Origin of the sequence: Pedobacter sp. GR22-10, from assembly GCF_026239715.1 — a bacterium.
Taxonomy (GTDB): Bacteria; Bacteroidota; Bacteroidia; order Sphingobacteriales; family Sphingobacteriaceae; genus Pedobacter.
This window is the reverse complement of record NZ_JAPIVR010000001.1, coordinates 810,807-825,423: the sequence shown is the minus strand read 5'-3', so window position 1 is coordinate 825,423 and position 14,617 is coordinate 810,807. Positions and strand designations below refer to the sequence as shown.

The 14,617-nt window shown below is 36.6% G+C and carries 18 protein-coding genes; 9 read left to right on the top strand and 9 right to left on the bottom strand.

What is annotated here, in order from left to right; genetic code table 11:
* Positions 1 to 144 precede the first annotated feature (144 nt).
* The 3 genes from scpB (at position 145) to OQX64_RS03405 (ending at position 2,196) form a co-directional block, all read left to right on the top strand.
* Positions 145 to 711 (top strand): SMC-Scp complex subunit ScpB, encoded by a 567-nt coding sequence (gene scpB / locus OQX64_RS03415; protein ID WP_265817633.1) that lies wholly within the window; start codon positions 145 to 147, stop codon positions 709 to 711.
* A gap of 89 nt (positions 712 to 800) precedes the next feature.
* Positions 801 to 992: a hypothetical protein gene (locus tag OQX64_RS03410; RefSeq protein WP_265817632.1), complete on the top strand. Its 192-nt coding sequence runs from the start codon at positions 801 to 803 to the stop codon at positions 990 to 992.
* 73 nt (positions 993 to 1,065) lie between these two features.
* Positions 1,066 to 2,196, top strand: a complete 1,131-nt coding sequence (locus OQX64_RS03405; RefSeq protein WP_088300511.1) for an N-acetyltransferase — start codon at positions 1,066 to 1,068, stop codon at positions 2,194 to 2,196.
* Between the two features lie 78 nt (positions 2,197 to 2,274).
* Here the strand turns inward: OQX64_RS03405 and OQX64_RS03400 are convergent, their stop codons facing one another.
* From OQX64_RS03400 to OQX64_RS03375, 6 genes are all read right to left on the bottom strand, one after another.
* Positions 2,275 to 2,598 (bottom strand): helix-turn-helix domain-containing protein, encoded by a 324-nt coding sequence (locus tag OQX64_RS03400; RefSeq protein ID WP_265817631.1) that lies wholly within the window; start codon positions 2,596 to 2,598, stop codon positions 2,275 to 2,277.
* 69 nt (positions 2,599 to 2,667) lie between these two features.
* Positions 2,668 to 4,020, bottom strand: a complete 1,353-nt coding sequence (locus tag OQX64_RS03395; protein ID WP_265817630.1) for a UDP-N-acetylmuramate--L-alanine ligase — start codon at positions 4,018 to 4,020, stop codon at positions 2,668 to 2,670.
* 98 nt (positions 4,021 to 4,118) lie between these two features.
* On the bottom strand, positions 4,119 to 4,958 hold the full coding sequence (gene prmA / locus OQX64_RS03390; RefSeq protein WP_265817629.1) for a 50S ribosomal protein L11 methyltransferase: 840 nt from the start codon (positions 4,956 to 4,958) through the stop codon (positions 4,119 to 4,121).
* Positions 4,959 to 5,720, bottom strand: coding sequence for a triose-phosphate isomerase (tpiA, locus tag OQX64_RS03385; protein WP_265817628.1), 762 nt, complete (start codon positions 5,718 to 5,720; stop codon positions 4,959 to 4,961).
* A gap of 50 nt (positions 5,721 to 5,770) precedes the next feature.
* Positions 5,771 to 6,940 (bottom strand): GlmU family protein, encoded by a 1,170-nt coding sequence (locus OQX64_RS03380; protein WP_265817627.1) that lies wholly within the window; start codon positions 6,938 to 6,940, stop codon positions 5,771 to 5,773.
* Between the two features lie 72 nt (positions 6,941 to 7,012).
* On the bottom strand, positions 7,013 to 7,261 hold the full coding sequence (locus OQX64_RS03375; protein WP_025142617.1) for a type B 50S ribosomal protein L31: 249 nt from the start codon (positions 7,259 to 7,261) through the stop codon (positions 7,013 to 7,015).
* A 382-nt stretch (positions 7,262 to 7,643) separates the two neighbouring features.
* Between OQX64_RS03375 and OQX64_RS03370 the strand changes: the two genes are divergently transcribed.
* A complete protein-coding gene (locus OQX64_RS03370; protein ID WP_172406462.1) occupies positions 7,644 to 7,811 on the top strand; it encodes a hypothetical protein in 168 nt (55 codons plus the stop codon).
* Between the two features lie 7 nt (positions 7,812 to 7,818).
* A complete protein-coding gene (locus OQX64_RS03365; RefSeq protein WP_088300517.1) occupies positions 7,819 to 8,505 on the top strand; it encodes a hypothetical protein in 687 nt (228 codons plus the stop codon).
* An 8-nt stretch (positions 8,506 to 8,513) separates the two neighbouring features.
* On the opposite strand, the gene OQX64_RS03360 is transcribed toward OQX64_RS03365, so the two are convergent.
* A complete protein-coding gene (locus OQX64_RS03360; RefSeq protein WP_088300518.1) occupies positions 8,514 to 8,795 on the bottom strand; it encodes a hypothetical protein in 282 nt (93 codons plus the stop codon).
* Positions 8,796 to 8,934: 139 nt separating this feature from the next.
* Complete coding sequence (gene mce / locus OQX64_RS03355; RefSeq protein ID WP_265817626.1) at positions 8,935 to 9,342, bottom strand: methylmalonyl-CoA epimerase; 408 nt, start codon at positions 9,340 to 9,342, stop codon at positions 8,935 to 8,937.
* A gap of 118 nt (positions 9,343 to 9,460) precedes the next feature.
* On the opposite strand from mce, the gene OQX64_RS03350 reads away from it, so the two are divergent.
* From OQX64_RS03350 to OQX64_RS03340, 3 genes are all read left to right on the top strand, one after another.
* Positions 9,461 to 10,672 (top strand): IscS subfamily cysteine desulfurase, encoded by a 1,212-nt coding sequence (locus tag OQX64_RS03350; RefSeq protein ID WP_088300520.1) that lies wholly within the window; start codon positions 9,461 to 9,463, stop codon positions 10,670 to 10,672.
* A 122-nt stretch (positions 10,673 to 10,794) separates the two neighbouring features.
* Complete coding sequence (gene iscU / locus OQX64_RS03345) at positions 10,795 to 11,208, top strand: Fe-S cluster assembly scaffold IscU (protein WP_010602054.1); 414 nt, start codon at positions 10,795 to 10,797, stop codon at positions 11,206 to 11,208.
* Positions 11,209 to 11,301: 93 nt separating this feature from the next.
* Positions 11,302 to 11,628: a HesB/IscA family protein gene (locus OQX64_RS03340; protein ID WP_088300521.1), complete on the top strand. Its 327-nt coding sequence runs from the start codon at positions 11,302 to 11,304 to the stop codon at positions 11,626 to 11,628.
* A 56-nt stretch (positions 11,629 to 11,684) separates the two neighbouring features.
* On the opposite strand, the gene OQX64_RS03335 is transcribed toward OQX64_RS03340, so the two are convergent.
* Complete coding sequence (locus tag OQX64_RS03335) at positions 11,685 to 12,398, bottom strand: hypothetical protein (protein ID WP_265817625.1); 714 nt, start codon at positions 12,396 to 12,398, stop codon at positions 11,685 to 11,687.
* Between the two features lie 297 nt (positions 12,399 to 12,695).
* Here OQX64_RS03335 and OQX64_RS03330 point away from each other — a divergent pair, with 297 nt between their 5' ends.
* Positions 12,696 to 14,612, top strand: a complete 1,917-nt coding sequence (locus OQX64_RS03330) for an AMP-dependent synthetase/ligase (protein WP_265817624.1) — start codon at positions 12,696 to 12,698, stop codon at positions 14,610 to 14,612.
* Positions 14,613 to 14,617 lie beyond the last annotated feature (5 nt).

Below are 14,617 nucleotides of genomic sequence, written 5' to 3'. Positions count from 1 at the left end.
ACGTTCTTATAGGATTGATATAGATATTTAATAACCTAACCTAAAGCTATATCTTAATTCAGGTTTCATTTGTGTGTTGAAAGCGGTCTTGTTTTTTAAAAAGCGAGACCGCTTTTTTTATGCCTGAAAATTATATTTTTGTATATGCTCCAGCAAGACATTAGCAAACACATTGAAGCCCTTATTTTTTCTTCTGTTCAGAGTATCAGTATCCAGGAGATTAATCTGGCTTTAAATTCGGTATTACAAGAGGAATATACTGAAACGTATATCCTGGAGTGTATAACGATGATTGAGGAGAAATATAATCAGGATGAATTTGCGATTGAACTGGTAAATTTAAACAATGGATACCAGTTTCTCACTAAAAAGGATTTTCATGAAACCGTTAATCAGCTTCAGTTACACCGTTCCAAGAAAAAATTAAGTCAGGCCGCTATGGAAACCCTGGCAATTATTGCTTATCGCCAACCCATTACCAAGCTGGAAATCGAACAAATCAGAGGTGTAAATTCAGATTATTCTGTGCAGCGTTTGCTGGAAAAAGAACTCATCAGCATGGAAGGAAAAGCGGAAACGCCCGGCCGTCCAATTCTTTACCGGACCAGTTCATTATTCATGGATTATTTTGGTTTAAACCATTTAAACCAACTTCCACGGTTAAAAGATATCGCAAAAGATGAAAATGCAGTCGGTGAAAACATAGAGTAAAATAATTTAATTTCTTTGCTGTCAGATTGTTATTAAAAAAGTTTTTTTTTGTATTTTTAAACTATAAAATCAATCTTTATTTTTGTGTTATGAAAGCGCCAAAGAAACTCCCAAACAAGCCAACTACTAAAAAACAGGTAGACGAAGATGACGATCTTGAAGATGACGACATTCAAACAAAGAAAGTAAAGTCTCATGATGAGGATGAAGATGATTTTGATGTTCCATTAGATGACCTGGACAATTTTGACAACTTTGATGATGATGATGACGATTATTAATATTTAAAAAATGATATATTTGAAAAAGCATCCTGCCTGTTGGTTGGATGCTTTTTAATTTTAAAAACATTTCATGCAAATTATACAGGTAAATAATTCAGCCCTTAAAAAAGATTTCTTAGACGTTCCGAAAGTGCTTTACAAAAATGATAAGAATTGGATCTGTCCTTTAGATAGTGAAGTTGAAAATGTTTTTGATCCGCAGAAAAATGTTTTTTTCACCCATGGTAAATGTACCAGATGGGTTTTAAAGGATGAGTCAGGAAAACTGATTGGTCGAGTGGCTGCCTTTATCAATGAAAAAAAAGCATTTCAATATGACCAGCCAACAGGTGGAATGGGCTTCTTTGAATGCATTGATGATCAGCAGGCTGCTTTTTTGTTATTTGATACCGCAAAAGCCTGGTTAATGGAAAATGGGATGAAAGCCATGGACGGACCAATTAACTTCGGAGAAAATGATTCTTTCTGGGGCTTACTGGTGGAAGGTTTTACTCCTCCTTCTTTTGGAATGAATTATAATTTCCCATATTATAAAAAGTTTTTTGATGCCTATGGTTTTACAACAGCATACGAACAACTGACCAATCACATCAATTTAACCGTTCCTTTTCCGGAGCGATTCACCAAAATTGCAAATTGGGTAAGAAATAAACCAGGTTACACTTTTGAATATTTCAGTAAGGCAAATGCTGAGAAATACATTAATGATCTGATGGAAATCTATAATGACGGCTGGCAAGACTTTGAAAATTTTGTCCCCATTAAAAAAGAAACATTAGAGGCGAGTTTTAAAAGCATGGAACCTATCATGGATGAACATTTGATCCAGTTCGCCTATTTTAACGGGGAGCCTGCTTCTTTTGTGGTATTAATTCCGGATGCAAACCAAATGATTAAGGGTTTTGACGGGAAACTGGGTTTGATTGAAAAACTAAAATTTGCTTACCGCAGATGGGTTGGGGTAACCAGGATGCGTGCCATTGTAATGGGAACCAAACCCAAATTTCAGAAACATGGCTTAGAATCGGTTTTATTCATCAGATTAGGAGAATACGTACTGCCTAAAAACCAATATAAAGAACTAGAATTAAGCTGGGTGGGAGATTTCAACGCGCAAATGATTGCCATCCATAAAGCTACAGGTGCTACTTTTGGCAAGAAGCATTTAACCATGCAAAAGGTTTTTAATAAACAGGATTAAAGATCAAGGAACAATGAGTAAGGAGCAAATTAAGCCGTAATATCTTTACTCCTTGCTCATTGTTCCTTATGCTTCAATTCACATTCCCAATTTATCATACAAGTCGATGACCTTCTTGCGAAGTTTATTGATTTCCTCGTCTTTTGCTGCCAGTTGCTCGCGTAATTCATTTGAATTGACAGATGATGAACCCTGATCTACGGTTTCACCAGTCAATAACATCATTACAGGCACTTTAAATGTTTTGGCGATTTGCAGTAACCTGGAAATATTAAGATCCGTTTGGCCAGTTTCAATTTTGCAAAAAGCAGGAGTTGAAATATTCAGCTGTTTGGCAGCTTCTGCCTGACTTAAACCAAGTGCTACCCTACGCTTTTTAATCCGATCTCCAATGTTGTTCATGTTTTTCAAATTAGAGGTGAAATAAGAGAACCTGAATCCGTCTCCTATCTAACATCTCACGTCTTCTATCTATTTCTCCAAAGCAGCAGCCAATTCAGGCAGATCGAAACCCGCATAATTTCCTGAACTCATCATCAATAAATTACTATTTCTATAATTCAGGCTCAACAAATAATCTTTTAGTTTATTTGCATCATTAAAGAATTTAAGCTTTGGGTTAGCAAAAGCTTGCCGTACATCGTCTTCAGAAAATGGCTCCATCCTCTTCTGTTCAAAACTTTTTAAATCGATAAAAACAATGGCTTCATCCGCCTGATTCATCGCACCAGTATACTCTTTCAGGAAATCTTTATTCAGGCTGCTGAAAGTATGTAATTCTATGCAAGCAACTAATTTTCTGGCTTCAAACTGAGCTTTAACCGCATCAATAGTGGCTTTCAGTTTAGATGGTGAATGTGCAAAGTCTTTATAAACATTTGTCGATTCATCAGCAGAAATAACCTCTAATCTTTTAGCTGCGCCAGTAAAAGATGCTATCGCAGTATCAAAGTCGGCCTGGCTGATATTCAGTTCTGCACAAACCAGTTTGGCAGCATTTAAATTCATCAGGTTATGATCACCAAATATTTTTAAAGCCGTTTGCTCTGGCAATAAATAAGTAATTCCATTGTTAATTTCGTGGTCAGGAATGGCATAACCGATCTTTTTGACTTTTGCTTTCGATTGATCTACAATATTGTTCAAATCCTGATCAGCTTTGCAATAAATCAAAGTACCATTTTCTTCAATGGTATCTATAAATTTATCAAACTGAGAAGTATAATCAGCATAGGTAGGGAAAACATTAATATGATCCCAGGCTATACCACTAATTACAGCCACATTGGCCTTGTAAAGATGGAATTTTGGTCTTCTGTCAATTGGCGAAGATAAATATTCATCGCCTTCTATGATCATAACAGGTGCCTCTTCGGTCACTTTCACCATGGTTTCAAAACCAGCAAGCTGTGCGCCAACCAAATAATCAAAATCACGATTATAATAATTCAGCACATGCAGAATCATACTGGTAATGGTGGTTTTACCATGACTGCCGCCAATTACTACGCGCAACTTATTTTTGCTTTGCTCGTAAATATATTCGGGGTATGAGTAAATTTTTACGCCAAGTTCCTGAGCTTTTAACAACTCCGGGTTATCAATTCTGGCGTGCATTCCTAAAATAACGGCATCTAAATCTGCAGAAATCCGGCTTTCCTCCCAGCCCATTTCAGCAGGTAGTATGCCATATTGATCCAAACGTGATTTAGCAGGTTCGAAAATCACATCATCAGCACCTGAAATCTGATATCCTTTTTTATGTAAGGCAATGGCCAGGTTGTGCATCGCACTGCCACCAATTGCTATGAAATGTATACGCATATTAATTAATTATTGAATGAGGGAATTAGTGAATGATTGAATGGTAGTGCGTCATAAACTAAAACATTCTATCAATCACTCATTCAAAAATTCAATCATTATTTCTTTTCAAACTGAGCCGCAACCCAATCGCCATTTTGTTTGTGATCAAGATATTTAATGCCATACTTGGCACATTCAGCGGTAATCATGCTTAAGTCGGGTTCCAGGTAAAAGCCACTAAAGAAAATTTTTCCTTCAGCTTTCAATACTTCTGCATAACGATGGATCTGATCAAGCAAAATATTTCTGTTGATATTTGCAAAAATGACATCATATGTTTCATCCGGAATCACTTCTTTACTGCCGCAAAGTGCTTTTAAGTTGATGACGTTATTCAAAGTAGCGTTTTCTATGGTGCTTTCATAGCAAATATCATCGTAATCAATGGCCATTAAACTTTTAACACCAAGCTTACCTGCCAGGATAGCTAAAATTCCTGTACCACAACCCATATCAAGAATATTTTTGTCGAGCAGATCGGCAGATAAAATATACTGTATCATCATGGTTGTGGTTTGATGGTGACCAGTTCCAAAAGCCATTTTCGGATCAATGATTATCTCATACGGATAGGATGGTTTCGGCTCATGAAAAGTTGCCCGCACATAACAAACGTCATCAATAATCAGCGGACTGAAGTTTTTTTCCCATTCGGCATTCCAATTCTCATCTGCCACATCTTCTAAAATGTATGTGGTCGCAAAATCGTCAGCATACCCGCCAAGCAAATCTTTTAATTCTTGCTCGTTGAAGTTATCTTTAATGACGAAGGCCGTAAAACCACCCTCACTGTCTTCGAAAGTATCAAAACCTAAATCAGCAAGATCACTGATGAGTAGATCTTGCTGAAATTCTTCAATACTATTGAATTTAAATATTGCTTTTATATATTGCATCTAGCTGTTTAATGCTTTAATAATGTCTGTAAAATCGCGTGATTTCAAAGATGCACCACCTATCAAACCACCATCGATATCCTTTTGTGAAAATAAACTTGCAGCATTCCCCGGGTTGCAACTTCCTCCGTAAAGAATGGTCGTATCATCTGCGGTGTTAAAACCATAGTTGGCTTCAATTTCTGAACGGATAAATGCATGAATATCCTGTGCTTGTTCTGGTGAAGCGGTTAAACCTGTACCAATGGCCCAAACCGGTTCATAAGCAATAACAATTTTAGCGAAATCAGTATCGCTTAAACTAAATATACCTTCAACTAATTGCTTTTTCAATACTTCATAATAACTTCCGTTGTTACGTTCATCTAAAGTTTCGCCGATACAGAAAATTGGTGTTAAGCCATTGGCTAAAGCCACCTTAGTTTTTTCAGCCAGTAAAGCATCACTTTCTGCAAAATACTGCCTGCGCTCTGAGTGACCTAAAATAACATATTCTGCCCCAACAGACTTTACCATCTTAGCGGATGTTTCGCCGGTATAAGCACCATTTTCCTTATCACTGATATTTTGAGCCCCAACTTTAACATCATTTCCACCCAACTTTACCAGGCTGTTTAAATGAATAAAAGGTGAGCAAATAATAGCAATTTGATCGCCTTTGCGCTCATCTTTAACCATATTTACAATTTCACTAAATAACGAAACACCTTCATTATAGTCTAAATTCATTTTCCAGTTACCGGCTACTATTTGTTTTCTCATTGTATTTAATTTATTGGTTTGAAGATCCCATTAAAAAGATCATATTAATATTAATAGTTTCTATGAGCGGATGTTAATTCAAAAACTCTCGTTAAAATATCTTTTTCTATGCTACCAAAGGGCAAAGATTTCCTTGCAAACACTTTTTCTGCAGTTTCGAACATTTTTTCTAATTTATAAGATTCGAAGCAATTTCCGCCACCCCAGCTAAAATCAGGGATATGATTTGGAGGAAGGCCGGCTCCGAAAACATTGGCACTTACGCCAACTACGGTTCCTGTATTAAACATGGTGTTGATGCCACTCTTGGAATGATCAGCCATGATCAAACCGCAAAATTGAAGCTGTGTATTTCGCATAGATTGGCTTTCATAATCATAAAGTTTCACTTCTGCGTAATTATTTTTGAGGTTGGAGTTATTGGTATCAGCACCGATATTGCACCATTCGCCCAATACAGAATTACCTAAATAGCCCTCATGGCCTTTTGCCGAGTTTCCCCAAATCACTGAATTATTAATTTCACCACCAGCACGGCTATTGGGGCCGATCGTTGTTCCTGAATAGATCTTCGCGCCCATTTTGATGGATGAATTTTCACAAAGTGCAAAAGAACCGCGGATAAGGCTTCCTTCCCAGATTTCAGCATTCTTGCCCATGTAAATCGGGCCATAAGTGGTATTCAGCACACTGCATTCAACTTTCGCCCCTTCTTCTAAAAAGATATCATGGCCTATTAATTGATTGGTACTGCTGATTGCCGCTGAACTCCGTCCTTTAGTTAACAACTCAAAGTCTTTTCTGATCTCCGTTGGATTATTTGAAAAAATCTGTTCCGGATAGGTCATTTTTAAAAATTTCGAATTAAATTCGATAGGTTTTAACTGATGTCGGGCCTGCTGATAAGTGAAGACATCACTGGAATTAAAAGCAAGAACGATATCACCAGCTAAAAGGATCTCACCGTTTTTAAGTGCTGCTATAGATTGAAGTAAATCTTCATCCGGACATAAGGCACCATTGATATATAAAGAAGCTTCAACCGAAGCAAATTTTGCAGTTAAATAGTTTTGAGTGATAAAACCATAATCGGCTTTCAGGTACTTTCCCCATTTTTCGGCAATGGTTAAAATACCAATGCGCAAATCGGCCACGGGCCGGGTAAAGGTTAGCGGACGTAAAGACATCCAGCTGGCATCATCAAATAAATTGATTGTCATAAGCAGCAAAAATAAAAAAAGTCCCGATGCTTTTGGCAAAGGGACTTCAAAAAATGCTTTTTGTTGCTAAAATTATTTCTTAGCGTAACGGTTTTTGAATTTATCGATACGTCCTGCTGTATCAACCAATTTCATTTTACCGGTATAGAAAGGGTGTGAAGTATGAGAAATCTCTAATTTATAAAGAGGATACTCGTTACCATCTTCCCATTTAATTGTTTCTTTAGTATCTACGCAAGATTTTGTTAAGAAAGCATATTCGTTAGACATGTCTTTAAAAACAACTGGTCTGTAGCTTGTTGGGTGCAAATCTTTTTTCATCGTGTTTTTTAATTTTCTTTTAATTGTGATGAAGCTATCTCGCTAATGCTTCGATGGTTTCATTTGAATATTATTTTAAGTTATTTGTGTGAAAGCATCAAGAACATTTTTGCAATTTGCTGGCAACAACGCTTATGACAATTTCTATTAATCTTTCTACTTCTATTTTAGAGGATGCAAATATCCTAATTTTATTTTTGATTTACAAGCCAAAATTGAGAATTTTAATTTATAGGCCCATCCCTTACAGAGAACACGATAATTATCTTTGATAGAAGCAATGCCAACTCCTTAACTATTAACTCATCAGGCTACAAACTTAAACTTTTTTGAATTCAAAATTGTTTATCCAATATTTAAAAAATATAACTAAATTTGAAATATGAGAAAAGACGGCGCATTTGATGGCATTATCCACTCAAATAGTAGTGGGAAGCTTTATATTAAAAGTCCTGATTTTTTTGCACAGCCACGCATTAAAGAAATGGTTGGCGCATTAATGGAATCCAGTATTTTTAAAAAAATAGAAAAAGATAAAAATAAGAAATAACCTGTAGATGCCTTTTAACCTGCTTTTGTTTCCGCTTGTGGGTGGCTACTATATTCTAATCAGGTTTAGATACCTCCGTTATATCCAATACCGGCTTGAGAGTCAGCGTGTATTACTAAATTCTGCTATTGCCGGCATCATGCTATTAGCTGTGTGTTTTCTGTTACGAACACTATTCATCGCAATATTTCCTGAAACAGTTGCTTATTTAAGCACATTATTACCCATTCGTACACCATATTTTGGTACCACCAGTATGTCATTGTTTGTTGCGGTAGGTGCAACTGAGTTTGCCAACCTGTTTATTAACCGGCTTGACGCGATCAAAAAGGCCATATTTACCTCAGGCAATGAATTTGAACTTTTATTGAGTTCATCCTTTTTTGATGCACACCTTTTACAATTTACGATGGATAGTGGTAAATTTTATATTGGCTGGGTGAAAGAGTTACCAAAACCCTTTACTACCAGTTATATCCGCATTACGCCCGCCTTTAGCGGTTACAGAAACAATGATAAAGAACTCGTTTTTACCACTCAGTATTTAACCGTTTACGCCAGTTATATTGAAGATGGTTCTGTTGCCAACACCAATGAACTGAAAACTGATCTCGTACTTAAAGCGGATAAAATCAATTCCGTTTCATTTTTTGATATGGATATGTACAACCGGTTTAATCCTGTACAGGAGTAATACTTAAGCTAATTCTTTCGGCTATATTTTTCCCAGGTTTCTACCTTGGCTTTTTGCCTCGCCATGTAGGTGTCCGCTATTACCTCTGCAGCACTTGAACCTTCAACCGTTTCCAGCAATTCTTTTAATTTATACTGATCTACATCTGCTTTATAAAGGATTTGAATCAGTTTTGGAAAATCGTTATCGATCAGGTAAGCGAATGCATCAATCAGCACATTGCGCAATTCCTCTTCAGATAAACGCTCTTCGATATCAAAATCTTTGCTGATGATTTTAAGAATAGACATTTTTTTTGATCGTTTTTTCGTATTAGTTGATTGTTGTTTTAGCTAACTGTTTATTGTCTTTCTTTCTAACCGATAGTCATTAGTTCTCTTTGCTCCTTAATCTTTGTTCCTTTATCTTTACCCCCTCACTCCTTACCCACTACACCCATTTAATTTCCTGGCAAAGCTCGATCAAAACGCCATTGGTACTTTTTGGATGAATAAAGCAGACCATTTTATTATCCGCACCTTTTTTCGGAACATCGTTTAGAAGTACAAAACCTAAGGATTTTAACCTTTCCATCTCTTCCAGAATATTATCTACTGCGAAAGCAATATGATGAATTCCTTCTCCTTTTTTCTCCAGAAATCTGGCAATTGCACTATTATCATCTGTTGCCTCAAGTAGTTCTACTTTATTCTCTCCGGTTTTAAAAAATGCGGTTTTCACCTGCTCTGAATCAACTATTTCCGTTTTATAGCAGGAAGTATTCAACAGTAACTCATAGAGTGGAACGGACCTAGAAAGGTTATTTACCGCTATTCCGATATGTTCTATCTTATTCATCGTTTACAAAGGTTGGTTGAATGTAAAAATGCGGCTTTTCTCTATAACCTCATAGCTATTATTTATAATTCTTAGGAAAGTTTTTTTGTATCTTTGTATTATAATTAACAGAATAGAGATGAAACAGCCGATATATTTAGATAATAACGCCACAACACCTTTAGATCCAAGAGTGTTGGAAGCGATGCTACCTTACTTTACTGAGAAATTTGGAAATGCCGCAAGCCGTAATCACGCTTTTGGTTGGGTGGCTGAAGAAGGAGTAGATTATGCTCGTGAGCAGGTAGCCAAATTAATCGGCTGTACTGAAAAAGAAGTCATTTTTACATCAGGCGCTACTGAAGCCGATAACCTGGCGATTAAAGGTGTGTTCGAAATGTATAAAGAAAAAGGTAACCACATCATTACTGCGGTTACTGAACATAAAGCCGTATTGGATACCTGTAAGCACCTGGAGAAAAACGGTGCAAGGGTAACTTATTTAGGCGTTAAAGAAGATGGTTTAATCGACTTAGCTGAATTGGAAGCAGCGATGACTCCTGAAACTATTTTAGTTTCGATCATGTATGGAAATAATGAAATTGGCGTTATTCAGCCGGTTAAAGAAATTTCTGCTATTGCACATAAGTTTGGTGCATTATTCATGACTGATGCGACTCAAGCGGTAGGTAAAATTCCGGTTGATGTAAATGCAGATGGAATAGATTTAATGGCTTTTTCTGCGCATAAAATGTATGGTCCGAAAGGCGTTGGTGCACTTTACGTTCGTAGAAAAAACCCAAGAGTTAAAGTAACTTCACAAATGGACGGCGGTGGTCATGAGCGTGGCATGCGTTCCGGTACCTTAAATGTTCCAGGTATTGTGGGTTTAGGTAAAGCCTGTGAACTTTGCCGCTTGGAAATGGAAAGCGAAGCCATTCGTTTATCTGGCATGCGTGATCGTTTAGAGTCGACTTTAAATAAAATGGAAGAAAGTTATGTGAATGGTAATACACAACACCGTTTACCACATGTGGCTAATATTTCTTTCAAATATGTGGAAGGTGAAGGCTTAATGATGGCCATGAGCGATTTAGCGGTATCATCAGGCTCAGCCTGTACATCTGCTTCTTTAGAACCATCGTATGTATTAAAGAGCTTAGGTTTATCAGATGATTTAGCACACTCTTCTATCCGTTACGGATTAGGACGCTTTACCACTGAAGAAGAAATAGATCAGGCCATTGCAGTTACTGAAAAAGCGGTAAATCACTTAAGAGAACTTTCTCCACTTTGGGAAATGTTTAAAGAAGGAATCGATTTGAGTAAAATTGAATGGGCGGAACACTAAATCAGTTTACGATTGTAGATTGACGAATTGCGATTTGAAAGCTACAATCCAATAAAATAAAAAATTTAATAATTTACGGTGGAAGGGCAATCTAAAATCGTAAATCTAAAATCTAAAATATCATGGCATATTCAGAAAAAGTAATTGACCATTACAATAACCCACGTAACGTAGGTACACTAAATAAAGACAGTAAATTTGTCGGAACAGGATTAGTTGGCGCACCTGAGTGTGGCGACGTAATGCGTTTGCAGATTGAAGTAAGTGAAGATAATGTTATCACTGACGCTAAATTTAAAACATTTGGTTGTGGTTCTGCTATCGCATCTTCATCTCTGGCAACAGAATGGTTAAAAGGTAAAACCATTGATGAGGCTTTATCTATCGACAACATGGATATTGTTGAAGAATTGGCTTTACCTCCGGTAAAAATTCACTGCTCTGTATTAGCAGAAGATGCAATTAAATCGGCCATTAACGATTACCGTGTAAAAAATGGCTTAGAGGCAATTGTTTTAGAAAAATCACACCATTAAAATAGATGTGAGAATTCAGATTTGAGATGTGAGTATGACTTCACAAGTCTCAAATCTCAAATCTCATATCTCATATCTCAAATCTATATCATTATGATTACGATAACCGATAAAGCAAAAGATAAAATCGACCACTTAATGCAGGATTCTGAAATGGGTTCTGATTACTTTTTACGCGTTTCTGTAAAAGGTGGTGGTTGTTCTGGTTTATCTTATAATTTGGATTTCGATAACGAAGAACAAAAAGGTGATCAGTTTTTTGAAGATAGAGGAATCAAAATTGCATTGGATATGAAATCATTCCTTTATCTGGCCGGAACGGAATTAGATTTCACTGATGGCTTAAATGGAAAAGGATTTAATTTTGTAAATCCCAATGCCAGCCGCACCTGTGGTTGTGGAGAAAGTTTTTCAGTATAAATTTAACAGCAAAAAGAAAAAAGCGGCTTGAGAGATTTTTCAGGCCGCTTTCTTTGTTATTTGAGTTGGGATGGCTTACTGCTCATCGTGTTTCTTTCGATAATCGCAGTGGTTTTGCTATTAAAATCTGTAGGTTCAGAAGTATAATCGCCATCAAAGGCAACTCTGCCTTGTCCCTCTCCAATGGTAAAAGGTCCGCTGTGAGAATCGTCGATGTTTATGATGCCACCAATTCCGTTTTTAATATTACTTCCATCTTTTTCTCCAGACATTAAAAAAGCGTAAAAATTATAACCACCATTTCTGTACGCTTTTACCTTTCCGTAAACGGTAAATTTATTTCCACTTCCGCTAATGGCGGTTACGACACTGGTATCTGCTGCACCAATAAAGTTTTTGCCCAACATTTTAATACTGAAATCGCTAGTACTTTGCTCATAAAATTTAACTACGCCATCCATAAGTACATAACCAGGCGTATAGGAGTCGTTGGGTATATTACTATTTTTTATGGTGAAAGGCTTAAATAAGTAAGAGCCATCAATATTTGGGGGCGTAGTACCCTTATTGATAGTAAAACCCAGTTTGGTTAAGCTATCTACATACTGTTGAGGAATAATATCTTCTATTTTCTTAGTCAAGATATCTTCATCGCTTGGATTAATATCTTTGTTTTTGGAGCAAGCTGCAAATTGCAGCACTACACCTACTATTAAAGCAAATGCACATCCCTTGGCTACCATTGTTAAGTTTGTTGTTGTTTTCATCATGCAATTTTTAATTCTAAGTTTTTTAAAATGCCCAATTGCAACTGTAGTGCCAATAGCCATAATCTGTCTCAAATAGATTAAAAACAACTATAAACTACTATATAGATCTACCTAAAATCAGGTATTTCCATTAATTTTTAAACAAAACTGCTGTCCTTTTTTCTTATGGTCTTTTTGTAGTCGCCTTAAATTTTACATTTTTTTATTTAATTTTAGAATAGGTTTATCATACTGTTGCCATTATTAAAGCTAAAAGTATTATTATTGTTAATTATAACGAACACCAAATAACGAGCAATGCCATTAATTAATGAATTTTCAACAGTCCCTACCCTGTTGAGAAATGTTGTAAAAAACATTCATAAACCTGCGGATACTTTTTTAATCCACAAACAGGGAACTGAATGGGTTGAAATTTCATATGAAGATACCCTCAAACGCGCTGATGCCGTATCTGCATACTTTTTAAGCAAGGGTATCAAAAAAGGTGATTGCTTAGGTTTGATGATTGAAAATTCGCCAGAATATGTTTATTACGATCAGGGCATTCAGCAAATAGGCGTTGTTAATGTTTCCATTTATCCAACGCTTTCTGAACAGGAAGTTGCCTATATTATTAACGATTCAGGAATAAAAGGAATTCTTGTGGGGAATAATTTTTTATATCGAAAGGTGCTTAAGGTAGCTTCGAACTGCAAAGCCTTAAAATATATCATTCCGGTATTTAAAGATTTTGAAAAAGTGACCATCCCGGCAGATGTGAATGTTGAGGTGATTGCATTTTCAGATATTCTTGCACTTAAGCACCAGCTTACCGCCGCTGAAAAAGCAGAGATTGAACAATGCCGAAATTTGGTCGAGCCGGATGACATTTCCTCACTCATCTATACTTCCGGTACAACCGGCACGCCTAAAGGAGTTATGCTCACCCATTATAATTTTGTTAAGAATGTTGAAGTTTGCTTGCAGCAGATTCCTGTAATCGATCAAACAGAAACTTTTCTTTCTTTCCTGCCCCTATCTCATGTGTTTGAACGTACGGCTACCTATCATGTATGTTGCGCTCAAGGATGTAAAATTGCTTTTGCGCAAAGTTTAGAATTGCTGGCTAAAAATATGGGTGAAGTTCGCCCGACCGTGATGAGTTGCGTGCCCAGACTATTGGAACGCATTCATGATAAGGCCATAAAATCCGGAACTGCAGCAGGTGGTACTAAAGCTAAAATATTTACATGGGCATTAGAGACAGGAAAAAACTACCGTGTGATCAAAGAAGCAGGTAAAAGCCCGGGCTTAATTTTATCCGGGAAAAAAGCCCTTGCAGAAAAACTGGTTTTTAGTAAAATCAAGGAGAAAACCGGTGGCCGCTTAAAGTTTATGATTTCAGGTGGCGCAGCATTGCCTAAAAATGTAGGCGAATTTTTTGGCGATTTAGGTATTAAAATTTTAGAGGGTTTTGGCTTAACAGAAACTTCACCTGTTATGTCGGTTACCGAATATCACCGTCAGGTTTACGGCACTGTTGGCCGTGTGATCCCTGGCATTGAAGTTGGCATACAGGATGTAGAAACGAAAGAAATTATCAATATCCAAACGCATGATACGTTTAATGAAACATTTGATTGTGAAGAGGGAGAAGTGATTGTTCGGGGCCACTGTGTAATGAAAGGTTATTTTAATAAACCTGCAGAAACTGCCGAAGCTATAGATAAAGACATGTGGTTCCATACCGGAGATATTGGCCGGTTTTATAAAGGAAATCTTCAAATTACCGATCGCCTAAAAAACATGATTGTTAATGCCTATGGAAAAAACGTTTATCCTACACCAGTTGAAAATATTTATTTAAAAAGTCCGAAAATTGATCAGCTATTTTTAATAGGCGATAAACGTGAATTCATTACGGCAATCATTATTCCCAACAAGGAAACACTGGAAGAAACATTTAAACTAAAGCCAACTTTTTTTGAACAGCCCGAAGCTTTCATCAGTGAGAAGGAAATTATCGACTGGATGGAACTTGATATTAAGAAAATCTCCGGTGAGTTGGCAAAGTTTGAACGGATTAAAAACTTCAAAATCAAACGTAATCCATTTAATATTGATGAAGGTGAAATTACGCCTACCATGAAAGTGAAACGCCGCGTGGTAGAAAAGAAATATGCTGAAGCCATTAACGAAATGTATGAGGAAGGTATAGAGGTCGAATCATAAAAAAA